Genomic DNA, 22,465 nt, shown 5'->3' with positions numbered 1-22,465 from the left:
CCCTTCAACGGGCCCTGCATGAAGCGAGCGAAACTGGTTCGGTGGTATTAGATTAAACGCCCCCAGCCTGGGGGGAGCGCGTGAGAATGACGTCGAACGTCGTTCCCTCCTCGGCGGAAGATTCGACCTCAATTCTGCCACCGTGACTGCCAACGATCTCTGCAGCGATGAACAGCCCAAGCCCTAATCCTGCTGATGCGCCTTTTTCTTTAGCCGCGTAGCTGGAGTACCGCCCTTCTGGCTTGAAAAGATAGGGCATCGCTTCAGGTGGAATAGGTTCGCCTCGATTGTGCACACAGACGTGTGACTCTGCACCCTCTTCTTTGATGGTCACACTGATCGGAGAGCTTGCATCGCCATGGCGGATAGCGTTGGTGACCAGGTTGGAGAATACCTGAGCAATCCGAGCGGTATCGAACAGCCCACTGATCGTCATTGTTTCATTGAAATGGATCAAGTTATCGGGGAACGCTGTTCGAAGCTCTTCGATGACTGATCGGCAGATCGGATTCAACTCGGCCATTTCCGGATGTATTGGAATGCCAGTCCCCAGATTACAGCGTGCCAAATCGAGCAGATCATCCACCATGTGGCTGCAGCGCTTGGCGCTGGTGTGGACTTGAGAAGCATACACTCTGGTTTTTTCATCCAACCCATCCTGACGTAGGATCAGATCCCCGGCCATCAGCACCGCGCCGAGAGGGGATCGTAGGTCGTGGCCCAGCACGCCCAGCACCATTTTCCGGGTCGACTCCACTGCCTGCCCGTAAGCGGCAATCGACTCTACCAATGCTTGGTCGATGGCCTCGTTAAACCGAATCATGTCTTGAATGTGGAATGTTTCGCGAAGACCCTCCTGAGCAAGCCAGCGGGAAAGCACACTGGAACGCAAAGCTCGGTACTCAGACACCATTTGATCCATCGAAAAGCCGGCAATCAGACGAGTGACCGCATGGGTCTGGGCAGCGGTTTTGCTGGACTTCCGAGGCCCCCTTCCCTGAGCCTTCTCAGACTGTTGGTGTTGAGTCTGGGCGGTTCGCATGTCGGCGGCTACCGTCCGCAAGATTTTCTCGGAATGATTCCTCAAGCCCGCAGAATCCTGAGGCGGCAGCACTGTTTCAACAGAGCGGGCAAAATTTTCCCAAGCCTGAAGGATGGACTCCATGTCACTTTCGATGAAATCATACAATCTCATAAGAAACCTTGGACTCTGCACACGCTGACGGGGTCTATTTCTCGCCTAGGCTAGCATCGCTCAGAGCAGCCTAGTCTATCTCTCCAAGGCAGCATAGCAACAGAAAGTGCCCCTTTCGTCAGGCTTTGGAAACGACTGGGCATAAGGCGGATCCAACCCATAGAACTGGGAAGGAAGAATAAAAAATGCGCCGAGTGCTGGTGGTCGAAGATGATCAAATTCTGAGATGGTTGATGACCGAAGCAGTTGAACACTTGGGGTATGAGGTCTCGGAGTGCTCTAACGCCGATGACGCTGTAGTGCAGCTTCAAGGTGAGTCGTCAATCTCCTTGGTCATTACCGACGTCAAGATGCCAGGGAGTATCGACGGCTTAGGTCTGGCCCAGCTCATCTGGTCGACCTACTACGATCTACCGGTCATCATCGTCTCGGGACATAGCGTGCTTACTCCCGGATTTCTGCCCCTTAATGCTCGATTTCTTAAGAAGCCATGTACCCTTGATGAACTCAGCCTCACGATAAGCGAGCTTCTTTCCTCCTCTTGGTAGGCTGACCGCTCGGGCCACTGATCATGCACTACTCGCTGATCTGACTGAATCTCCGGCGGCACAAGCCATCGTCAATCATCGACACGATTGAACCGGTAGTCCTCTCCCGCTATCGCTCTCAAATACGCTGCGTCCGCTTGCAAACGAAGGTCACGCCATTCCTGCCAAGAGATGATTCCACGGCGATCCAGTTCATCAGCTTGGCGGAGAAGTTCCCCGTGGTAGTCGTCGGGCGAGCTCATGCGAAATGCTCGGTTTTCCAGCACGTGAAACCACGCGGCCAAGAGGTTGAGCTTTAGCATTTCGGGTGCCGTGAGATTGTTATCGAGCGTTCGCATGCAGATACCTCGCACGTATATGCCCGATTGACCGTAATGGACACCATTCCGTTCAGACAGAGTGGCGGATTGAGCTCGATGCGACATAGCAGTGAATTTTATGAGTAGTAAAGATGTCGTAGAGATGGCGCACTGATACGTCTTGCTACTGACCAGTAACAAGACCTGGATGTCGTCTCCCTTCCGGCAGGCGGATTTCGAGTATCGACATGACAGACCTAGTTCCCGCTTCCGCGACCTCCCCGCCCAATGTCCTCATCGTCGAAGATGAATCTATGATCCGGGAGTTGTTGACCCTCTATCTGGAGGATTGGGGTGCTTGCGTCACAGCAGTAGCCAGCGCTGATGAAGGCCGCGATGAGATCCTGAGCCGGAACTGGTCGCTGCTGCTGAGTGACGTACAAACGCCAGGAGTGCTCAATGGGGTGGATCTGGCCTGGATTACTAGCCAGCAAAAACCTCAGACTCGCATCATCGTGATGAGTGGCTACTACGAGTTTGCCGGTCGAGTGCTACCTGAAGGTGCGGTGTTCTTACCCAAGCCGTGGCCGCTGACTCGGCTTAATGAGATCATTACCGGGGAGCTGGCAAAAGCGGTCAAGGTTGAATGTACCTTGGCTAAATGACGTCTGAAGCCATACGCTGTCCCACAACCGATAGGCTCAATATCAATCAGAGGCTCACTCCTCGGAGTTATCCAGCAAGGCATATGACTTGCCACTTCAATCGGGGCGTGCACACTATCGCGGTACTCTGGCCTGTCTGGCTTTGAGATTGAACGAGGCATCCGCAGTGAATCTTCAGCGACGGAATAATGTGAAAGTGTTGGGACGCGGCTACGCAACCCTGATCTTTCTACACGGTTTTGGCTGTGATCAATCGATGTGGAGCTACCTCCTCCCGCATTTCTCGAAGCGCTTTCGCATAGTCGTTCTCGATCACGTGGGTGCAGGACGGTCAGATCTGAGCGCCTACTGTGTTGAGAAGTACAGCACGTTGAACGGGTACGCACAGGACTTGAATGAGATCATTGACGCATTCGCCAAAGGCCCGGTTATTCTGATAGGTCATTCAGTGAGCGCTATGATCGCAGCGTTGGCCGATGGAGCGTGCCCAGGCCGCATAGCTGCACATGTCATGGTAGGGCCTTCACCCTGCTACATCGACTCCGAGGGGTACATCGGTGGTTTCAAAGAAGCCGACATACAGTCACTGCTTGATACTCTGGACAGCAACTATCTCGGCTGGTCGAGCACCATGGCCCCGGTAATCATGGGCACGCCAGGACAACCGGAATTGAGCAAAGAGCTGACCAACTCTTTCTGTCGAACAGATCCCGAAATCGCAAAGCAATTTGCCCGCGTAACCTTCCTTTCAGACAATCGAAAAGACGTGTCGGGACTGCGAACCCCAACCTTGATCCTGCAATCCACCGAAGACCTTATTGCCCCTACCGCAGTAGGCGAGTATCTGAATAGCGTTCTACTCAATAGCGAGCTCTGCCTGGTACCCAACATAGGACACTGTCCACATATGAGCGCGCCCCACGCTTGCATAGAAGCAATGGACGCTTTTCTATCCCCCTGGATTTCGGCTCCATGAGTATAGACTCGTGGGGGCTTACGGATGCAATCGAGCTATTGGAGCAGGCGCCCTGCGGTCTAGTGGTGACTACCGAGGACGGCACCATTCTCCGCGCCAATCGCACCTTCGCTGGATGGATCGGTTGTAGTCCGTCAGATCTGAGAGGGCGGCGGTTCCAAGAGCTGCTGACAATGGGAGGGCGCATTTTCCATCAGACCCACTGGGCCCCCTTGATGAAACTTCAAGGTTCGGTCGCAGAAGTAAAGCTCGATCTGCTGCATGCCCAGGGTCATGTCATCACCATGTTGCTCAATGGTGTGAGGAGAGAACACCCCGAGGGTGTTCGCAACGAGCTGGCTTTTTTCGGAACCATAGAGCGTGATCGGTACGAACGCGAACTGCTTGCAGCACGCAAACGAGCGGAGGAATTGCTGTCAGAAAAGTCGATGGCTGAGTCCGCCTTGAAAAGCGCGCAGGCTGAGCTTGCTGTGGCCTATGAGAGGGCTGAGCGAAGAGCTTCATTTGCCGAACAGATGATTGCCATTGCCAGCCACGACCTGAAGAATCCCCTCACGGCTATCAAAATGGCCTCAGAGCTTTTGGGTCGTGGGGAGCGGCGGGAGAGAGAACAGAAGTTGCTGAGCAACATAGTTTCGTCTTCTGAGCGCGCTCAAAGAATGATCGCAGATCTGCTCGATCTAGCCTCGGTGCGAATCGGTCAAGGGATGGGGATCAAGCGTCAGCTCGTCGATGTGTCCCTGCTCGTAGACCAAAGCGTCGGCGAATTGCGAGTAGCCTTCGTTCACGCCAAAATTCGGCACCTGTCAAAATGCCCAGGTTTTGCGGACGTCGATCCTGATAGAACGCAACAGATGATAGGCAACCTGGTCGCAAACAGCGTGGCCTATGGTGACCTCAAACATCCGATAACCATCACGACCGAGCTCAGATGTGAGGCGTTATGGATTACGGTTCACAATCACGGACAAGTCATACCTGAATCTCTGATACCTGACCTCTTCGAGCCCATGACCCGAGCCAGTGATCGCACAGAAAACGTGAGATCCGTCGGCCTTGGACTTTTCATCGTTCGCGAGATCGCCAACGCTCACGGCGGAACAATCACCGTCCATTCCGCACCTGTGACCGGCACAGCCGTCGAAATTCAGATGCCGTTGACTGGAATCGGGAGTTGAGCCGGTCAACAGCCCACTGCCAGCCATTTCTAGAGATTGTCCCCTGCTGTGGGTAAATGTAAAAAAAGATTTCAGCGCTCCGCTGCGGTCAAACCCTATAGATCGCAATGGAGTTTACATCATGAAATTCGCCCAGTTCTGCCAATGGCTCGCCAACCACGCCGGTAAGCCGAGCACCTTCTTGATCGCCTTGGTGTTGATTGCCTTGTGGGCTGCCTCTGGGCCCTGGTTTCACTACAACGATACCTGGCAACTCATCGTCAATACGTCGACCACCATCATCACATTCCTGATGGTTTTCCTGATCCAGAACACCCAGAACCGGGATAACGACATCATCCACGTGAAGCTCGACGAACTGATTCGCGCTACGAAATCTGCGGAGCAGTCGGTATTGGATCTCGAAGCGCTCGATAACCGGGAAATCCATAAACTCCGCAAGCAATACCAGGCGATGGGCAGCGGATGTGACCCCCACCATCAGGCGCCTGCTGGGAATCAGACGGACGATGTTGCTCGAGAACCTGCAGCGCTAGAGACCTTATTGGTCGAACGGCAGGAGAGTTGAAGGTACGTCTGCAGGGTGAAGCGCCTGGCCAATAGCTTGAGTGAGCTCGTCTATCGACCACGGTTTGAAGAGGTAGGTAACGGGTGGCGTCACCTGAGAAGCATCAAGCTGGTAGCCAGAGGTCAGAATGGCGGGTAGTCCAGGCCACCTTTCGTGTGCCATTGAGATGAACTCCATACCTTTGATGCTTCCAGGAACACCGTGGTCGACAACGATCAACGAGCAGTCGCTCTTGAGTCCCATCAAGTGAATCAAGGCATCTTCTGAGTTATCGAATGCATCGCAGGTGGCGCCCAACTCGATCAGAATCTCCACCAGCAGGGCCTGAAGCGTTGGGTCGTCTTCTACCACAATTACCGTCTTACCTGACAACGACAAACCCTCGATGTCGAGCTTCATCACCTTCTCCAGTCCATGGTTAGATTTTCGAATGTTTCACTCATCCGGACGTGCGTCGATAGGGGCTAAAGGCCAGCCATGCTCAATGGACTTCCAACTTCGTCAAATAGGCCAAGCCTTCACGCATGAAAATTTCGACGGTCTTTGGGCCTACGCCCTCGAAACTCAGTAGCCAGCGCTTGAATCCCTCAGTATTTGATCCTTCCTGCAGTGCCTCAAGTTGGGCAACCAGTTCCACTTCTACCTTGTTACCAAGATCATGCAGTCGTCGAGCAGTGGATTCATCGTAGCGCGCATAGCCGGCCTGTCCGAGGAGTCTGACCAGTGTGGAATGAGAAGTCTGGGCAAGCTTAATCGGCGTATCCAGGCCCTGCTGATCGACAAGAATCCGGTACGCCTCCACTGCTACTGTGGAGCGGATGCGCTTACCCATGAGAAAACTGGCCAGCAACCATCTAAACACGCCCAGGGCATCCGTGACCTCAATGCCGAGGTCACAGGCAGTTATAGTCTTCAACCTTTGCTACGGCGCGGGTCAGCTGAACGTGGATAGGGGCGTTCCTCCTTGAGAGTGCCGTCCGCTTTGTGGATCTTCACGGACGCCGTCTTACCCTCGAAGACATCTGCAAGGACACTGACAAGCTCCTGCTTCGTGGCGGCTCGTTTTGAGGCTCGCTCAGCACCGACTTTCTTCAATTCCCAGCCATCCGAAGTCGGGCTGAGGTGATAACTATCCATCAGCTGGTTCTCCTCTCTAAAGGGATTGGCCATCGTCCTGAAGGTCTTCTTCAGCCTCAGCCGCATCCGTGGCATCAGCGTCATTCAGTGGCGGCGACGTGGGCTTTTCCGGATCGTTAATGAAAGGCACGTCGCTTGGGCCTTTCTCTTCAGAGCCTTCGGTTTTAGGCTGTATGGCAACACCTCCAGGCACGTTGATGGAATACAGGTATCAGGCCCCTTAGGTAGCACCTGAGAATTTGCCGACATCGATAGGTTGCGGAACGAATTCGGGGCCCTCCCCAGCCAACCTCCACTTCACCTTGGCAACGCCGTAACGCTCAGCCATCGGGCGACTGACCAGTTTGATGTTCTGCTGACTGAAACGCGGGATGATGCCCACGCCGGCATCACAGCTGGCCCAGTGCCAGGCGACGCCGTTGTCCATTTTTTCCAGACGGATAATGAATGTCCGAGGCTCACTGTGGAGCTCGTACTCAATTACATAGAGTTGCTGTCCCACCACCAGAATCCCCTCCCTAGTCATGGGCTATTGAGCAAACCGGGGAAGAAATAATTCCATCTAAATGGCAGGCGGTAGGCCATTCTGTGCAGGCGGGTGCCTCGGTGCTATTTGTCCTGACTGCCTGTAAGGAACTCGAACAAGGTCTCAGCGCAGGCGGTGATCCCATCCAAATGCACCATTTCAAAGCCATGGGTATTCTCGGTCGGTATCGCAATGCAACCGGCCCGGGCATCAATCCCGGCGCTCATCACCGCGCTCGCATCCGAAGCAAAATCAACCAGCAATGCCGCCTGAGGCTCATAACCTGCCTTTAGGCTAGCGGCGATCAGACCCTGCACCACGGTGCGGCTGTAGTATCCTTTCTGGTCGCCGGTATTGATGATCGGGCCGGCCGAAAGCTTCGTGCCATACTCCTCAAGTACAGGGCCTACCTCGACGGCGATTGTGGTGTCGCCGGGCAGCCGGGAAGCTGCGTACATGGCGCCGGCATTCGACTCTTCCTCCAGCGTCGTAAGCACGAACCAAACGTCCTGCTTCAGTTTTTCTCGCCGTTCACTCAACCGCTTCGCGCAGAGAATTACAGCGCTCAGCGGAGCTCGGTCGTCGAGGAAGTGAGCGGCAATACAGTCATGCACCTTGAACGGCTTACGCCAGTGCTGACTGAGCACGACTCGAGTACCAGGCCGAACGCCATGCGCCTGGAGTTCCGACTTGCTCTTGCGCGTGACGATGTAGACATCTTTCCACTGAACATTACCTGCCAGCACGTCTCTTCCATTCGAAGTTCGACCGCTGTTGTGCATTGAACCGTAAGACAAAACACCCGGCAGGATGTGTTCATCGCCCAGGATATCGACAGGGCAGACGCCGAAGCTTATCGGTTGCGACCCCCCTAGAGCGAGCACCTCCAGGGTGCCGTTCTCCAGCACATTCTTGACGATCATCGCGATCTCATCGAGGTGGGCCATAACGCGTATGGCTGCCTCTGGGCTACCAGTGCGGCCCCCACGAATCACCCCCACCACATTACCAGCAGGGTCGACGTGCGTGTCATCACAGAATAGGCGTAGCTCGCGCAGACTAATGGCCCGTACTTCATCTTCTTGTCCGCCCGGCCCTCGGGCGTTGAGGAGCTCGGTCAGTAATGCCTCAGTCTTCAAAACCTTACCTCCATGTTTGCACGCAAACGCGTTCAGGCCAGCTGGATGAACACCGAGTAGCTACCCAATAGCACCCAGAACACCAAAAAGATCCACGGCGTCCGTAGCGAGAACAACAATGACTTTCGATGCCCTGTACGCGAGGTTTCCGCCTCGCAGAACAGCGGCGATTCGTCGTAGGCCAACCCCATCAACGGCTCGCTGCGTAGCAAGTGGCTCTGCTTGAGCTGCCAGTGATCGATGATGTTGTACGCCGCCCGGATGCCAGGCCAGGCGTTAAGCGAGCTAAGTACCCCGAGCAAGGCGAGGAACGCGGGCACGATGAGGGTGAACATCTCGCCCCATCCTTGATTGAGGTTGCCCATGGAAGAGACGAAGGCGATGACCAGGAATGACTGCGCCGCCAGGTAGGCATCCGTGCGGTTGGCCAGGATGCTGGTTTCGTACTGGATTTCACGCCGGTAAAAATCCAGACGCTCCTTGGGGGAACCAAACATCCTGGCATTGTGTTCGCTGATCTCGTGCTCAGGGGTCGTAGGGGTAATGATTCGAGGCACTCTCTACTCCGGGAGTTGGGCTCCGGGCGCAGAGATGAGCCTGGAGCTGAATTCGGTAGAACAGGCGATGGGGCATGGAATTCAATTGGATTCATATCCCGCACCGCTCGTCGTACCAACTGCAGATTTAAACCAACACGAGGAGGCAGGACCTTTCGAACCGGTATGAACGTTCTCAACTGCAGGAGCTTCTACCATGCGAGACTTCCCTACCCCGCCCTTCCCTTCGCAGCCTCAAGATGTCCCCGGCTCACAGCGCAAGATGGAGCCCTACCCGGATTGTGGTGAGCAGTCGTATACCGGCCACAATCGACTCGAAGGCAAGATTGCACTCATCACCGGAGCAGACAGCGGCATCGGTCGGGCAGTAGCGATTGCCTATGCCCGTGAAGGGGCCGATGTCGCCATCGCTTATCTGAATGAGCATGAAGATGCCCAAGAAACCGCGCGCTGGGTTGAGTCCGCGGGCCGTCAATGCCTGCTGTTGCCCGGAGACCTGGCGCAGAAACAGCACTGCTACGACATCGTCGAAAAGACCGTTAGCCAATTCGGGCGTATCGACATCCTGGTCAACAACGCGGCGTTCCAGATGTCCCACGAGACCCTGGAAGAAATCGACGATGACGAATGGGTGAAGACCTTCGATACCAACATCACCGCGATCTTCAGGATTTGCCAGGCGGCTCTGCCTTCCATGCCCAAGGGAAGCTCGATCATCAATACGAGCTCGGTCAATTCCGACGATCCATCCCCCAGCCTGCTGGCCTATGCCACGACCAAGGGGGCCATTGCCAACTTCACTGCTGGCTTGGCGCAGTTGCTCGCCAAGAAAGGCATCAGGGTCAACAGCGTCGCGCCAGGCCCTATCTGGACGCCTTTGATTCCGGCAACCATGCCGGACGAGGCCGTCAAGAACTTTGGTTCCAGCTACCCGATGGGGCGCCCGGGGCAGCCGGTCGAAGTCGCGCCGATCTACGTGCTGCTGGGCTCCGACGAAGCCAGTTACATCAGTGGCTCACGTTACGCAGCGACTGGCGGTAAACCGATACTTTAGCGAAAAGAGGCTCGCCGAGTTGGCGAGCCTCAAATCCTTTTCGTGGGCAGTTTCAGCGTTTTTGCTGATCGTGATCACGGGCCGTTTTTTGCGCCGTGGAGTCGTGGTCTGTCCCCGTTGATCCATCCGGACGATGAGCATCGTTATCTCGCTCCTCTTCCCCATGCGGCTTCGTCTGCGCACCTGCCTTTTGCCTATCGCTCTCTTTCTTCATCTTGCTCTCCTACCCTTGCCTTTGAATAAAAGAAGCCAATGTACGAGGCAAAGTTCAGGTCAGGTTCACGCCTCGAGATAGCCGGGCGCTAGATGCGATGAACCAAATACCCCGGCATCGCGTCCACCGCAAAACAAGCGAGTCGACTCTGAAATGGAAAACGACCCTGTACTGGCCGCCCTCGGCTATCTCAAAACCAACAAACTCGTTCTGACCACGGCAGAATCGTGCACTGCGGGCTGCATGGTGGCTTTGCTCGCGGCAGTACCGGGTACCGGAGAGGTGCTGGAAAGCGGCTATGTCGTCTACTCACCCAGCGCCAAGAAGCGGCTGCTGGGGGTCAGCGCCGAAACCATCGAACGATACGGCCTGACCAGCGAAGCAGTGGCCTGGGAAATGGCTTTGGGGGCCTTGAGAGACAGCGATGCGAATGTTGTGATCGCCACCACCGGAGTAGCCGGGCCGGCGCCCGAGTCCGGGATACCACCGGGGACGATGTGCTTTGCGTGGGCTTTCGCCGGCGAGCCAATTGCCGTTTTCACGCGCACTCAACGTTTCTTCGGCGAGCGGTCTGAGGTCATGCGCCAAGGTGCCCTGTTCGGGTTGACCCGGCTTTCCCACTATCACCAGCGCTGGCTACGCGGTGAACGCGCCTGAGGGGTGTGATCATGTCGGAAGATGAACTGGTATCCAGACGTCACCCTGTTCAAGAAGATATGCCGATGCAGCAGCGCGTCTGGCGCTTCGAGCGCGTGGGGTGGTACGTGCTCGTGGCCATCGTACTGCTTGCCTTGGCAGGCCTGTTCGGTAATGGCCCGTTGAGCGATGCCGAGGTGGTGAGCCAGGATGGCCGGGTACGGGTTGAGTACCAGCGTCTCAGCCGAAGCGGCACGACAGACAGCCTTTTCATCACCGTCAAGGGTATCCCTGGTCAGCCGGTGGAGGTGCAACTCGAGGGATCATTGCTCCGTGACGCCAGTATCGAGACGTTACAGCCGCAGCCGCAACGGTCGATGTCGCATGGCCAGGCCATGCTGTTCCAATTGGGTACTAGGCAAGATGGGGTCGCCACCTTGTACTTGACCCTTCGAAGTGAGCACGTGGGGACTCTGGAGGGCAGCGTCAAGGCTGGCCCTGAAAGCGCCGTTCACTTCTCCACATTCCTTTACCCCTAGGAGTGCGTCATGGATTCGATCCTCCGCGCAGCCGGAATGTATATCGCCCTCATGCTGCTGTTTCGCGTGGCCGGACGGCGCTCGCTGGCCGATTTGACAACCTTCGACTTCGTGTTGTTGCTGATCATCGGGGAAGCCACCCAGCAGGCGCTTCTGGGTGACGATTTTTCATTCACCAATGCCATGCTGGTAATCGCCACTCTGATCGTACTGGACGTCGGGCTTTCACTCGCGAAGCTGAACTCCAAGCCCTTGGCCCGACTTCTGGACGGGCACGCTACCCTGGTTGTCGAGAATGGGCGCTTTCTGCATCACCGCATGCGTCGGGCACGACTCACGGAGGACGATATCCTCGAGTCAGCACGAGACAGCCAAGGCATCGAAAAAATTGAGCAAGTGAAGTTCGCTGTCGTCGAACGCAATGGAAAGATTTCAATCATTCCTACCGAGTAAGGCGCGGCGCTTCTCACCGTAGAGCCCAGGCCCGTCTAACGTGCCGATATTGCCTGGCTATGGTCGATGGTAGGTAGGGGCATCAGTTCTTTTGCGCAGCGCTCACATAAGACGAACCAGACGCCAGATAGCCATGTCGGAATCAGAACACGTGATCTCGAAGGCATATCAATGGAAAGAGAACCGGTAGAAGCTCAACGGGGTGCACCTCAGCGAGATGAGGGTGGATGGTTGCCCCTGGAGCAGTATGGTGCGCTCGGCGATGGGCGATCTGTGGCACTGATTGGTTTGGACGGTTCGATCGACTGGTGGTGTGTGCCGCACATGGATTCACCTCCCCTATTCGACAAGCTGCTGGCCCCTCAGACTGGAGGCTTCTTTTCCATTACCCCTAGCGAGCCATTCGTTGCTGAGCGACGCTACCTGCCAGGCAGCAACATCCTTGAGACAATCTTCATCACCAGTCAGGGTCGTGCCCGGCTGACGGAATCCTTGAACAGTGGCCCTGCTGGACGCCTGCCTTGGGCCGAACTTGGCAGACGCATCGAAGGCATCGAGGGTAAGGTCAATTTCGAGATTGCCATCGACTTCGGCACCCAAGCCGACACGGTAAGCCCCTACGTGGCACCGAATGACAATGCCTGTGTTTTTCATGCGGGCCGAATTCTCGGCATGTTCCTGCACGACCATCATGTGCACATCGAACGCAAAGACGACATGGGCGTCCGTGCTGTCCTTAGCCTTGCAGCAGGACAACGCTCAGTGGTCGCAATCATCGCAGGGCGTGATGAGCCCCTGGTGGCACCGCCATTGGCCCTGATCGATGAACGCATCGACGGCTCGCACCGAGAGTGGTGCCAGTGGTCGAAAGGGCTCGTCTACGATGGCCCACACCAGACCCAGGTAGTCCGCAATGCGCTGGCCCTCAAGCTACTGCTGTCCTCTCCAAGTGGCTCAATCATGGCGGCAGCGACCTCATCCCTGCCCGAACGGATTGGCGGCAGTAAGAACTACGACTACCGCTTCGCCTGGATACGCGATGCCGGCTACACCATCGAGGCGTTTCTGGGCATCGGCGCTCAGCCCGAGGCCAAGGCTGCATTTACCTGGCTACTGCGCCGGTTGGGTGAACATGGGCCACGGGTGTTTTATACCCTGGACGGTGCAATCGGTGATTGCGTGCGCACGGTCGATCTGCCTGGCTATAAGAACTCCCCTCCAGTCGTCGGCAATGATGCCCGCGACCAACTCCAACACGGGGTGTTCGGCGATATCTTCGAAACAGCGCGCTGTTTCATCGACAGCGGCAACATTCTTGATTCCCCGAGCGCCATGCTCCTCTCAGGCCTAGCCGACCAGTGCGCCGACTGTTGGCGCCAGCAAGATGCCGGTATCTGGGAGTTGCCGGAAAAACAGCACTACACGATGTCCAAGATCAGTTGCTGGCAAGCCTTGAGCCGAGCCATCGAACTGGCAGATGGTGGCCATCTTCCCACCACCTGCCGGGAACGCTGGGATCGCGAGCGGCAGCGCATCCAGGCATGGATCGAGAGGCACTGCTGGAGCGAGGACCGCCAGGCCTACCTGTTCTACCCAGACAGCGACCGACTGGACGCTTCACTGGCATTGGCCGTCAGGTTCGGCTACCCCAGCAAGAAACGTCTACGCAGCACGCTGGAAGCTATTGACCATGATCTGGGGGCCGGCGCTTTCCATTATCGCTACACCTATGCACAGGAAGAGGAGGGTTGCTTCTTAGCCTGCACATTCTGGTTAATCGAAGCCTGGGCCATTCTGGGTAACCAGGAGCGCGCCGAAGCCGCCTATGCAGACGCTTTGAAAGGGCTATCACATGGAGTAGGTATCTACTCGGAGATGGTCGATCCGCAGACGGGGCAGTATCTGGGCAACCTTCCGCAGGGCTTGACTCACCTGGCAGCCCTCAGAGCTGCGATGGCCATCAGTGGTTGCCATCCTGAACGGTGACGCCAGATATCATCTCCATTGAACCGTGTCGTTTGGCGGGGACTCAACCAGAGGCAAGTTCTTACATCCCATCCGTGATGAGGTAACGCCAATGAACGCTATCGACTTGCTGATTCAAGACCACAAGCTGGTGAAGAAGCTACTCGAAGAATTGTCGACCACCACCGAGCGAGCGGTGAAGAAACGGGCCGAGTTACTCCACAGGATCGAGCAGGAACTTCAGATTCACACCGCGCTCGAAGAAGAGATTCTTTATCCGGCCATCAAGGAAGCGGGAGGCAAGGAAGAAGCAAAGATGTACTACGAGGCCAAGGAGGAGCACCGGACTGTCGATTCGCTCGTCCTACCCGACCTGCTGCATACCGAAACTGGCACCGTCGAATTCGCCGGGCGGGTCAAGGTCATGAAAGAGTTGTTGGAGCATCACATCGAGGAAGAAGAAGGCGAGCTGTTCCCCACGGCGAAGAAGCTGCTCAGTAAGGACATCCTTGAGGAGCTGGGGCGAACCATGGAAATGCAGAAAAAGATGCTCAAGGGCGAGAAGCGAGCGGCTTAGTCAAGCGATCACCTGCCAGCGCTCAGGACGCTGGCAGGTGATCAGCTTCAGATACCCCATTATCAGTTGGAAGGTTTCATGGAATATTGGATTGGGTTACTTGAATGGCCCGCCATGGTGATGACCGTGCTGGCAGCCTGGTGCATCGGTTCGCGCCGTCCGGGTAGAAGGAAGATAGGATTCTGCTGTTTCATCGCAAGCAACGTGCTGTGGGCTGTGTGGGGCTGGCAAGCACATGCCTGGGCTCTGATCATCCTGCAGTTGTGCCTCTGCGCCATGAATCTGCGAGGGTGGCGCAAGAACACGCAACTGGAAATTGCCGGGTGATAATGCCCTGACAACCCGGTGAGGGCTAGCTTCTAAAACAGGCAGGTTGTCCCTCTCGCCAAGCTTCCTTCCCTGGAAGCAGTGAGAGCGAATCAAGCCGCAGGCTTCAGCACCACTTTCGTCCAGCCATCATCCCGCGCATCGAAGTGTTTATAGGCCTCGGGGCCTTCGGCCAATTTCAAACGATGGGAAATAATCTGTGAGGGCTTGGCGCGCCCATGATGGATGAGCTCTGCCAGGCGGCGATTATAGGCCTTCACATTCGCCTGGCCTGTCCGGATCTGTTGGCCCTTGAACCAGAACGCACCGAAGTCGAAGGCCATCTTGCCCTCCTTCGCCAGTTCGTTTTTCGCTCCAGGATCTTCTGGAACGAACACCCCAACCACGCCTATGCCGCCTGTGGCCTTGGTGGAAGCGACAAGGTTGTTCATGGTGAGGTAGTTCGCTTCATGGCCATGCTTGTCGCAACACTGGTAACCCACGCACTCACAGCCCCGGTCAGTACCTTTGCCATGGGTCAGGTTCATGATCTCTTCCACGGCCTTCTGCTCGACTGCATTGATAGGGGTTGCGCCAAGCTGCGCGGCGAGTTGCAGGCGATCCGGTTTGTTGTCGATGACAAACACCTGGGACGCGCCTTTGATGATTGCCGAATGGGCCGCCATCAGGCCGACAGGCCCTGCGCCGTAAATCGCAATGCTTTCACCCGGCAGCAAACCGGCAAGCTCTGTTGCATGCCAGCCTGTAGGGAAGATATCCGAGAGCATGACATAGTCATCCTCACGCTCCTGGGCATCTTCCGGCAGTACCAGGCAGTTGAAATCCGCATAGGGCACACGCAGCAGCTCGGCCTGCCCGCCCTGATACGGGCCCATCTCGGCAAAACCGTAAGCAGCGCCCGCAGCACCAGGATTCGCTGTAAGGCAGAATCCAGTGAGGCCTTTCTCACAGTTCTCACAGAACCCGCAGCCGATATTGAAAGGTAGACAGACTCGGTCACCGACTTTGACCCGGTCGACCCCTGCCCCTACCTCGATTACCTCACCGAGATTTTCGTGACCAAAAACTCTCCCGGCTTCGAACGAGGTTCGGCCCTCGTACATGTGCAAATCAGAACCGCAGATGTTGGTCGTGGTAATGCGTACCAGCACGTCCGTAGGCTTTTCAATTTTTGCGTCCGGTACATCCTTCACCGCGACGTCACGTGGGCCGTTGTACACGATTGCTTTCATGCTGAACTCCCGATAATCAGGGGCGATTGAAATGCGCCCTACTCTGTTCAGGTGAGCGCAGCGTCCGTACGTTCAGCGTGTTAACTGTAGAGGCAGACCGGTGGCGCTAATTGCTGTCGCTCCCATCGGAACAGGAATCGTGAGCAATGAGGTTGGAAGCGAGGGATTGCGCCCTGACAGCTAGCGTTGCTGTCGGCGCCCGCCCAACTGGATCCAGACCGGCGCATGATCACTGGCCTTGGCTTCGTTGCGTACCCAGGCATCCACGCCCGCCCCCTTCAGATAAGGGCTGAGACCCGGGTTGAGCAGCAGGTGATCGATACGAAGCCCGGCATTACGCGCCCAGTGATTGCGAAAATAGTCCCAGAACGTGTAAATGCGCTGCTCGGGATACAGGTGACGGACAGCATCGACCCAGCCCTGGGCCAGCAACGCTTCAAAACACGCCCGCGACTCAGGCTGCAACAGCGCGTCCTTGAGCCATGAGCGCGGGCTATAGATGTCCAGATCGGTCGGCACAACATTGAAATCCCCTGCTAACACCGTAGGATGTCTGCTGACATGCAGTGTTTGGGCGTGCTTGATCAGGCACTCGAACCAGCGCAGTTTGTAATCGAACTTCGGGCCGGGTTGCGGGTTGCCATTGGGCAAGTACAAACAGCCCACCAGCACGCCGTGCACCGCAGCTTCCAGATAGCGGCTTTGCTGATCGTCCTGCATGCCAGGCAGCCCACGACGTACCTCCAACGGCTCGCTATCACGCGCCAGGATAGCCACGCCGTTCCATGAGGGTTGCCCCTGGTAAAGGCAACCATAACCTGCCGCTTCGATGGCCTCGCGAGGAAACTGCTGATTGGCCGCCTTTAGTTCCTGCAAGCAGGCAATGTCCGGCTGCTCCCGTTCCAGCCAGGCCAACAGTGCGGGCAGCCGGCTGCGGATACCATTGATATTGAAGGTGGCGATCTTCAGCGCTTTCATGCGTCAGGGTCATTCACGTGGGCCTGCACGGCATCTTCCAGTGCCCTGATATGTGCTCGGTCGGCCAGTGACTTCAGCGCCAGCCAGTCATCCCAGTCAATGGCACCATCGTCCCTGAGCGCCTCAGCCGTGCGCACCAGCTCATGGTGGTAGGCGTCCGGCGATTCACTCCGGTAACTGATGTCGTCGTACTGCGCGTACCAGGCTTCAAGTTCAGGAATGCTGCGTTCGATGCTCATGACGGCCGCCTCGTTCTATTCCTGCAAGTGAGAACCCAACCGCCTTGGAATGTTCAACCGCAATGGTCAGCCGGTCAGCACCCCTACCGCTGAAGTATTGCATTGGAACTTCCAACCCCGTCCGGGACGTCCCACATCCACACCTGACGAAAACGGAGATTGAACGATGAGTGCAAAATTGAGTGGCAAGCGGGTAGCCTTTCTGGTCACCGATGGCTTCGAACAAGTCGAGTTGACGGGGCCTCGTGAAGCCTTGCAGAAAAACGGGGCCGTGGTCGACATCCTGAGTGACAAGGAAGGCACTGTCCGCGGCTGGAACCATGACAAGCCGGCCGACGAATTTGCGGTAGACGCGACGTTCGACAGCGCCCTCCTCGATCTTTACGATGCCATCGTGCTACCGGGCGGGGTACAAAATTCCGACACTATTCGCCTGATACCTGGCGCCCAGAAACTGGTGAAAAGCCACAACTCGGCCAGCAAGCCACTGGCGGTAATCTGCCACGGCGCCTGGCTGCTGGTATCGAGTGGATTGGCCAAGGGCAAACGCATGACCAGCTTCAAGACGTTGCAGGATGATATCCGAAATGCAGGTGGCCACTGGGTAGATGAAGAGGTGGTGGTGGACGGCAATCTGATCACCAGCCGCAAGCCGGATGATATCCCCGCCTTCAACGAGCAGTTGATCAGAGCCCTTGCTGGTTAATTTGCTGACCGTGGGCGAGCAAACACCTCAACCTCCTGTTCTGCTCAGGCAGGGTTCACGGTAGGCAAGCTCACGGTTTCTTCTCCACGTCCCTGGGCGCTTTCGCCGGGCCTTGTGGGTCCACCTGAGGGTCGCTCAGGTCTGGAGAGTCCGGGTCGAACCCCAGGTCCTGATCAGTCGTTGCATGATCGGAAGAATGGGGGCCTTTCTGCTGCTGATCGTCGGGTTTGTTCATTTTTTGGTCTCCGAAGTGTGATGTATTCACCGTCACAGTCTGGCCGCTATCTGAATAGGCTGTTCATAAAATACCTCGGTAAAATGTTGGCGTCCGGTGGAGAATTGCAACACCGGTAAAGTTGCTTTTTTGCATGCCATCCACTCGTCAATCCTGCACTGACGCAGGAGACACTGGCCAACCGTGACATGAACCAGATGCGTGACAGGTGAGCTTGCACATGATCTCAACGACGTCCTGCCTCCCCCGTCTTACATCTCAAAGCAACGGGCCTCACGGCGAAATCGGATCACTGGCTGGGAACGTTTCATCCAACGCATTATCGACGCTGCTCTCCCTCGGCTGACTCAACTGGCCGCATTTGCAGTCGTTCATACGACAAGGCTCCCCATTGCGGTGCCCCGTCGCACACGCTTCGCAGCAATAAGCCTTGCCATCCTGGAGCACGGCATTGGCATCCACGGTGCATGAACAGTGGTTGCAGGAACAGCGTTGCTCGCTCATCACGGTCTCTCCTGTCATCTTCTTCGGGCACCACTTCGGCACTCCACGGCTCACCGGCCAGTGGCGCTAGATGGGTCCCTGACCCTCTGGGGTATCCGGGGCCGTACTGAAACTGACTGCGCAGGGCCGCGAAGGTTTACCCGGATGTTCCGGTCGGGCCATCAGGGCAGCGGCTTGCCACCGGCCCTAACGATGGTCGTTCATCACCTGCCCGGCCACTGCGCGCAACGCCTGGCGGTTATCCAGGCCCTGTTCACGGGCCAGCGCGAAGGCTTGGCGCTGGCGATCGGCACTGCTGCCCTCGCGCAGGATGTGCAGGGCCTGAATGAATGAACGCTCGGCATCAACGGTGTCAGCCGGGCACTGCTGCTGCAGCTGCGTCAACCAGCCCTCGGCGCTGACCGGCTGTTGCCCGTGGACACCGATGAAGGTGGCCAGGCGCCCCAGACGCTGGGCGCGCCAGTAGTTTTCCTGGGTGACCCAGCGCAACTCGCGGCTGGCGGGGTCATCGTGGCGGGCCAGCGCCTGCTCGACGAGGTGGCGAAACAGGCCTGCGACAGCCAGGGCATCCTCCAGCCGCGGGCAGCCATCGCAGATACGCAGCTCGACCGTTGGAAACCGCCGCGAGGGCCTGATCGCCCACCAGAAGTCGCCGTTCTCGGCCAGGCTGCCGGTGCGTTGCAGCAATGCCCGGTATCGCTGGTACGCGCTCCAGTCCGGCAGCGGCTCTGGCAGCCCCATGTGCGGCCATTCCCCGCACACTGCGCGGCGATAGCTCATGTAGCCGGTATCCTCACCTCCCCAATACGCAGACGAGGTACTGAGCGCCAACAACAAGGGCAGCCAGCACAGCACCCGATTGATCACCCGCATGCGATCAATGCCCACCGGTACACCGACGTGCACGTGCAGGCCATTCAACAGGCTGCGCCGCGCCACCAGTTGGTAATCGTTGAACAACTGGCGATAGTGCGGGGTGCCACGTGGGCGCTGGCGCAGCCACTGGGCGCTTGGGTGGCTCGCCGCGCCGTACAAGCCGGCGCCCTCGCCGGCCAGCGCCTGGGCCAGGCGCTGACGCCGCTCGCCAAAGAAATCACGCGCTTGGTCTAGTGCGTCGAATACGGGCGAAGCGACCTCTATCTGGCTGTGGAACATTTCCTCGGCAAACCACGGGCCCAGTGCATCCCGACAACAGCGGGCCACTGCTGCTGACGGAGCAGACATGACCTGCCCGCTGGCCAGCTTCACCAGCAGGTATTCTTCCTCGATGCCAAACGTATACTGCCGAGCCACGACGCTATCAGCCACGACGGGTGACGGTCAGGGCCACTGCGGCAATGCGCTCGACTCGCTCGTAACCGGGTTCAAGCAACTGCTCACCGAATACGTCTGGGTCCAGCTCGCGATAGAACCAACTGACCCCAGGCCCCGCCAGGCGCAACCGCATGGCTTCGAGCAACGCGTCGCGCCCCTCGACGATGGCGACACCGGTGTACAGCAGCAACGTACCCCCGGGCGACAGGCGCTCACGGGCTTGCTCGACGATGCGCAGCGACAGCTCGGCACCCAGTGCGCCGCCGCCATGGCGGTAGGCGCGCTGGCCGGCGTCAAGCATGTACGGCGGGTTGGCGACGATCAGGTCGAATGTACCCGCGATATCATCGAGCAGGTCACTGCGCTCTACCGAAACATTCGCCACACCGGCCAAGGCAGCATTGATGGCAGTATGGCGCAAGGCCATGGGGTTGATGTCCACCGCACAGACCTGCGCATGCTGCGCGGCGCGCGCGATCAGCAATGCCCCGACACCACTGCCACAGCCTATGTCGACGGCATGCTGCACGCGCTCGGGCGTGCTGCTGAGGTGATCGTGGATCAACTGGGCGAACCGGTAGCTGTCCGGGCCAAAGAACACGGCATCGCGGCTGTTCGTAGGCCAGGCGGAATGCACCAGCAGCAGATCGTCCAGGCTGGACCAGCGCACGTTGCTGCGCCACTGCGCCCCTTGGGCCTCCAGCACGCCAGCGAGGCTAAGTTGCTCCAGTTCGTCGGGGCTGAGCAGTGAAGCGGCGAACGGCCTACTCCAGCCGAACACATCACGCAAGGTACGCGCCTGCTGCGCATCGGCCCGGGCATTGACCCTGGCTTGGGTCGCCGGCGTCACGCAGGTAAAACGATAGCCGTCGGCACGCAAGCGGTTCCCCAATTGCAGCAAGGCCTCATCGGCACGAATCTGGTCTTGGTCGAGCAGCATCAATGAAGCCCTCCGTGCATCAAACCGGTGGCCTGGATGAACGCACGCGTGGCGTGCAGGCCGTGAGGGGTGGCGTGCCGATCGCCGGCCATTGCATCGATCAGGGTCGGTATGTCCGATACCTGGGACGCGATGGAGACATCATTGTCCAGTTGCAAGGCGTGCTCCCACTGCCCTGGCGGCACCCGACGAATTCCCGCGCCTTGCCAGGAGCCGGCGATCCAGTCATGCCAAAGCTGCTTTTCATAGGCATCGAACACGCCGAACATGGCCGCGACCGGGCCCTCGATCAGCGACCAGAAGCGGCTTTGCTTAGGATCGCTGTCACGCTTGATCCAGCCTTGGGCCTGTAATGCTTCCAGAAACCCGGGCATTGCGCCGGGCTCAGCTAGCCACTGGTTGATGGTGCGTCCTTGCAGGCGACAGCGGTCCGAATGCATGCACTGCCCGTAGATGCGCTTGCGTTCCAAGGTACCTAGCAACTCGGCCTGCAAGTCGAACGAAGCAATCAATGAGGGCGTGTCGCCCCCCAAGTCATTGAGCCGGTAACCGTGCCTCACGCGCTCATAGAACGCCGGCCCCTGATCGCGCACTAGCTCGGTGACGCTTTCCACAGAGCGTCGCGCATGGCCGCTGGCGGCATTGTCGATGGTCACATGCAGCTGGAAGTAATAGGCGTCGATACCCAGCTCGGCCAGCTCATGGGTGGTGATCAGCAGGTGCAAGGGCGGTTGCTCGTAACCCAGGTTGTAACCGATTACTTCCGGCAAGAATCGCTGGCAGTTCTGCCCCAGAGCCAGTTGCAGCGTGCCCTGGAGGTAACGAGCGGGATCAAGCGGCCGCTCTTGGGAGCAACCCAGACGGCTGAGCAAGCGCTGGTAGATCAGCACGTGATTGCAGCGTGGGTCGCCGTCCCCAAGCTCTTCCAGGAAGGTTCGGATCAGCCCGTGGAATCGCGGGTCCTGCCAATGCCACAGGGCCCCGTGCAGCCAAGCGCCGTCGACGGCCTTTGTCGGCGCGACTTGCTGCAGGAACCACAAGGCATGGGCACGGTTGGCGAAATAGCGCCGCGCCCCGCCCTGACGCCGGTGCTCCATATAGGCCGCATGCGCTTTGGCGACACAACCTGCATGGGCATCGGCCCATTGAGGGAGTAGCCTCGGGTCATCTGGCAGATCGTCGCAAAGCAGACGGGCATGGCGCAATTGCTCCGTCAACCAGCCCTCACTGGTCGGCTCAGGGCCCTCAAGTAGCGCCCGATAGCGATGCTCCAGTCCTGCGCTGGCCTTTTGGGTCGCGGTACCTGCCTGTGTCATTGCCACCATGCCTTGTACCTCGATCATTGATTCTGAGGTTTGGTCTCAGGTGCAGGATTGGTTGCAGAAGGGGTGGGTTGCTGCATCTGAAGCGAAGGTTTACTCGGGTCAGCATCCTTCGCCGGGTGATCCTTGTCGCGGTCGAAGCAACCTCCGAGCAGCGAGAAACTGGCAGTCAACAGCAGCACGACAAACAGGCTGTTTTTCATCTGATGGGCCCTCGTTTTCGTAAAGACCTACATCAACGAGTCCGACCGGTTGCCGTGAATTCGTTCTGATTCCGACATAGCGGACGAGCGGTGACCGATACGCCGGTCAACCGCTGAGCGTCAGGCCCACTAACAACCAGCGGCACTTGGGCAAGCGAGGGCTGTCTACCTTGAACCGTGCTCGTCGTCTGAAGGATGTCGGGCCTATAATCGCTGCCTAAGCTCACTCCCGGTTCGCA

The 22,465-nt window shown here is 57.7% G+C and carries 31 protein-coding genes; 13 read left to right on the top strand and 18 right to left on the bottom strand.

Annotated features, from left to right (window positions below; translation table 11 throughout):
- Positions 1-52: 52 nt before the first annotated feature.
- A complete protein-coding gene (locus KW568_RS12950; protein WP_012272610.1) occupies positions 53-1,195 on the bottom strand; it encodes a sensor histidine kinase in 1,143 nt (380 codons plus the stop codon).
- Positions 1,196-1,380: 185 nt separating this feature from the next.
- On the opposite strand from KW568_RS12950, the gene KW568_RS12945 reads away from it, so the two are divergent.
- Positions 1,381-1,743 carry a response regulator gene (locus KW568_RS12945; RefSeq protein ID WP_012272611.1) on the top strand — a complete coding sequence of 121 codons (363 nt, stop codon included), beginning with the start codon at positions 1,381-1,383 and terminating at the stop codon, positions 1,741-1,743.
- Between the two features lie 71 nt (positions 1,744-1,814).
- Here the strand turns inward: KW568_RS12945 and KW568_RS12940 are convergent, their stop codons facing one another.
- Positions 1,815-2,081 (bottom strand): hypothetical protein, encoded by a 267-nt coding sequence (locus tag KW568_RS12940; protein ID WP_012272612.1) that lies wholly within the window; start codon positions 2,079-2,081, stop codon positions 1,815-1,817.
- Positions 2,082-2,290: 209 nt separating this feature from the next.
- On the opposite strand from KW568_RS12940, the gene KW568_RS12935 reads away from it, so the two are divergent.
- From KW568_RS12935 to KW568_RS12920, 4 genes are all read left to right on the top strand, one after another.
- Positions 2,291-2,707 carry a response regulator gene (locus KW568_RS12935; protein ID WP_012272613.1) on the top strand — a complete coding sequence of 139 codons (417 nt, stop codon included), beginning with the start codon at positions 2,291-2,293 and terminating at the stop codon, positions 2,705-2,707.
- Positions 2,708-2,873: 166 nt separating this feature from the next.
- Complete coding sequence (locus tag KW568_RS12930; protein WP_012272614.1) at positions 2,874-3,683, top strand: alpha/beta fold hydrolase; 810 nt, start codon at positions 2,874-2,876, stop codon at positions 3,681-3,683.
- Complete coding sequence (locus KW568_RS12925) at positions 3,680-4,861, top strand: PAS domain-containing sensor histidine kinase (protein ID WP_259538605.1); 1,182 nt, start codon at positions 3,680-3,682, stop codon at positions 4,859-4,861. The genes KW568_RS12930 and KW568_RS12925 overlap by 4 nt, the downstream gene beginning before the upstream one ends.
- Positions 4,862-4,982: 121 nt before the next feature.
- Entirely contained in the window at positions 4,983-5,429 is a 447-nt protein-coding gene (locus tag KW568_RS12920; RefSeq protein WP_012272616.1) for a low affinity iron permease family protein, read from the top strand.
- Here the strand turns inward: KW568_RS12920 and KW568_RS12915 are convergent.
- The 6 genes from KW568_RS12915 to KW568_RS12890 all read right to left on the bottom strand — a co-directional run bounded on the left by KW568_RS12915 (position 5,403) and on the right by KW568_RS12890 (position 8,788).
- Complete coding sequence (locus KW568_RS12915) at positions 5,403-5,828, bottom strand: response regulator (RefSeq protein WP_012272617.1); 426 nt, start codon at positions 5,826-5,828, stop codon at positions 5,403-5,405. The two genes, KW568_RS12920 and KW568_RS12915, sit on opposite strands and share 27 nt — an antisense overlap.
- 82 nt (positions 5,829-5,910) lie before the next feature.
- A complete protein-coding gene (locus KW568_RS12910) occupies positions 5,911-6,345 on the bottom strand; it encodes a DNA methylase (protein WP_012272618.1) in 435 nt (144 codons plus the stop codon).
- Positions 6,342-6,566, bottom strand: a complete 225-nt coding sequence (locus KW568_RS12905; protein ID WP_041166717.1) for a DUF2188 domain-containing protein — start codon at positions 6,564-6,566, stop codon at positions 6,342-6,344. Before KW568_RS12905 ends, KW568_RS12910 begins: the two co-directional genes overlap by 4 nt.
- Positions 6,567-6,786: 220 nt before the next feature.
- Positions 6,787-7,071 (bottom strand): DUF6555 family protein, encoded by a 285-nt coding sequence (locus KW568_RS12900; protein WP_223296382.1) that lies wholly within the window; start codon positions 7,069-7,071, stop codon positions 6,787-6,789.
- Positions 7,072-7,175: 104 nt separating this feature from the next.
- Positions 7,176-8,231, bottom strand: a complete 1,056-nt coding sequence (locus KW568_RS12895) for a peptidase M42 (protein WP_012272621.1) — start codon at positions 8,229-8,231, stop codon at positions 7,176-7,178.
- A gap of 32 nt (positions 8,232-8,263) precedes the next feature.
- Complete coding sequence (locus tag KW568_RS12890) at positions 8,264-8,788, bottom strand: hypothetical protein (RefSeq protein WP_259538600.1); 525 nt, start codon at positions 8,786-8,788, stop codon at positions 8,264-8,266.
- A 196-nt stretch (positions 8,789-8,984) separates the two neighbouring features.
- Between KW568_RS12890 and KW568_RS12885 the strand changes: the two genes are divergently transcribed.
- Entirely contained in the window at positions 8,985-9,842 is an 858-nt protein-coding gene (locus tag KW568_RS12885; RefSeq protein ID WP_012272623.1) for an SDR family oxidoreductase, read from the top strand.
- A 52-nt stretch (positions 9,843-9,894) separates the two neighbouring features.
- Here the strand turns inward: KW568_RS12885 and KW568_RS12880 are convergent, their stop codons facing one another.
- The gene (locus tag KW568_RS12880; RefSeq protein ID WP_012272624.1) at positions 9,895-10,056 is read right to left on the bottom strand and encodes a hypothetical protein; all 162 of its coding nucleotides are present in this window, start codon (positions 10,054-10,056) and stop codon (positions 9,895-9,897) included.
- Positions 10,057-10,209: 153 nt separating this feature from the next.
- On the opposite strand from KW568_RS12880, the gene KW568_RS12875 reads away from it, so the two are divergent.
- From KW568_RS12875 to KW568_RS12850, 6 genes are all read left to right on the top strand, one after another.
- Positions 10,210-10,713, top strand: a complete 504-nt coding sequence (locus KW568_RS12875) for a CinA family protein (protein WP_012272625.1) — start codon at positions 10,210-10,212, stop codon at positions 10,711-10,713.
- A 65-nt stretch (positions 10,714-10,778) separates the two neighbouring features.
- Positions 10,779-11,231 (top strand): hypothetical protein, encoded by a 453-nt coding sequence (locus KW568_RS12870; RefSeq protein ID WP_080516253.1) that lies wholly within the window; start codon positions 10,779-10,781, stop codon positions 11,229-11,231.
- 9 nt (positions 11,232-11,240) lie between these two features.
- Entirely contained in the window at positions 11,241-11,684 is a 444-nt protein-coding gene (locus KW568_RS12865) for a DUF421 domain-containing protein (protein ID WP_012272627.1), read from the top strand.
- 231 nt (positions 11,685-11,915) lie between these two features.
- Positions 11,916-13,670, top strand: a complete 1,755-nt coding sequence (locus KW568_RS12860) for a glycoside hydrolase family 15 protein (protein WP_012272628.1) — start codon at positions 11,916-11,918, stop codon at positions 13,668-13,670.
- Positions 13,671-13,761: 91 nt separating this feature from the next.
- Positions 13,762-14,226: a hemerythrin domain-containing protein gene (locus tag KW568_RS12855; protein ID WP_012272629.1), complete on the top strand. Its 465-nt coding sequence runs from the start codon at positions 13,762-13,764 to the stop codon at positions 14,224-14,226.
- Between the two features lie 78 nt (positions 14,227-14,304).
- Complete coding sequence (locus KW568_RS12850; protein WP_012272630.1) at positions 14,305-14,553, top strand: hypothetical protein; 249 nt, start codon at positions 14,305-14,307, stop codon at positions 14,551-14,553.
- Positions 14,554-14,645: 92 nt separating this feature from the next.
- On the opposite strand, the gene KW568_RS12845 is transcribed toward KW568_RS12850, so the two are convergent.
- The 3 genes from KW568_RS12845 to KW568_RS12835 all read right to left on the bottom strand — a co-directional run bounded on the left by KW568_RS12845 (position 14,646) and on the right by KW568_RS12835 (position 17,002).
- Positions 14,646-15,785, bottom strand: coding sequence for a glutathione-independent formaldehyde dehydrogenase (locus KW568_RS12845; protein ID WP_259538590.1), 1,140 nt, complete (start codon positions 15,783-15,785; stop codon positions 14,646-14,648).
- A gap of 180 nt (positions 15,786-15,965) precedes the next feature.
- Positions 15,966-16,763 carry an exodeoxyribonuclease III gene (gene xth / locus KW568_RS12840; RefSeq protein ID WP_012272632.1) on the bottom strand — a complete coding sequence of 266 codons (798 nt, stop codon included), beginning with the start codon at positions 16,761-16,763 and terminating at the stop codon, positions 15,966-15,968.
- Complete coding sequence (locus KW568_RS12835; protein WP_012272633.1) at positions 16,760-17,002, bottom strand: hypothetical protein; 243 nt, start codon at positions 17,000-17,002, stop codon at positions 16,760-16,762. The genes xth and KW568_RS12835 overlap by 4 nt, the downstream gene beginning before the upstream one ends.
- A 166-nt stretch (positions 17,003-17,168) precedes the next feature.
- On the opposite strand from KW568_RS12835, the gene KW568_RS12830 reads away from it, so the two are divergent.
- Entirely contained in the window at positions 17,169-17,708 is a 540-nt protein-coding gene (locus KW568_RS12830; RefSeq protein WP_012272634.1) for a type 1 glutamine amidotransferase domain-containing protein, read from the top strand.
- A 70-nt stretch (positions 17,709-17,778) separates the two neighbouring features.
- On the opposite strand, the gene KW568_RS12825 is transcribed toward KW568_RS12830, so the two are convergent.
- The 6 genes from KW568_RS12825 to KW568_RS12800 all read right to left on the bottom strand — a co-directional run bounded on the left by KW568_RS12825 (position 17,779) and on the right by KW568_RS12800 (position 22,226).
- Positions 17,779-17,943, bottom strand: a complete 165-nt coding sequence (locus KW568_RS12825) for a DUF6021 family protein (protein ID WP_012272635.1) — start codon at positions 17,941-17,943, stop codon at positions 17,779-17,781.
- A gap of 273 nt (positions 17,944-18,216) precedes the next feature.
- The gene (locus tag KW568_RS12820) at positions 18,217-18,447 is read right to left on the bottom strand and encodes a metallothionein (RefSeq protein WP_012272636.1); all 231 of its coding nucleotides are present in this window, start codon (positions 18,445-18,447) and stop codon (positions 18,217-18,219) included.
- Between the two features lie 186 nt (positions 18,448-18,633).
- The gene (locus KW568_RS12815; protein ID WP_041166513.1) at positions 18,634-19,740 is read right to left on the bottom strand and encodes a carboxylate-amine ligase; all 1,107 of its coding nucleotides are present in this window, start codon (positions 19,738-19,740) and stop codon (positions 18,634-18,636) included.
- Between the two features lie 7 nt (positions 19,741-19,747).
- The gene (locus tag KW568_RS12810) at positions 19,748-20,701 is read right to left on the bottom strand and encodes a class I SAM-dependent methyltransferase (protein ID WP_012272638.1); all 954 of its coding nucleotides are present in this window, start codon (positions 20,699-20,701) and stop codon (positions 19,748-19,750) included.
- Positions 20,701-22,026, bottom strand: a complete 1,326-nt coding sequence (locus KW568_RS12805) for an iron-containing redox enzyme family protein (protein ID WP_012272639.1) — start codon at positions 22,024-22,026, stop codon at positions 20,701-20,703. The genes KW568_RS12810 and KW568_RS12805 overlap by 1 nt, the downstream gene beginning before the upstream one ends.
- A gap of 14 nt (positions 22,027-22,040) precedes the next feature.
- A complete protein-coding gene (locus tag KW568_RS12800) occupies positions 22,041-22,226 on the bottom strand; it encodes a hypothetical protein (protein ID WP_041166514.1) in 186 nt (61 codons plus the stop codon).
- Positions 22,227-22,465 lie beyond the last annotated feature (239 nt).

The organism is Pseudomonas sp. HD6515 (assembly GCF_024971855.1).
Taxonomy (GTDB): domain Bacteria; phylum Pseudomonadota; class Gammaproteobacteria; order Pseudomonadales; family Pseudomonadaceae; genus Aquipseudomonas; species Aquipseudomonas alloputida.
Note: the sequence above shows the minus strand (reverse complement) of the source record. Positions and strands in the feature narration are given on the sequence as shown.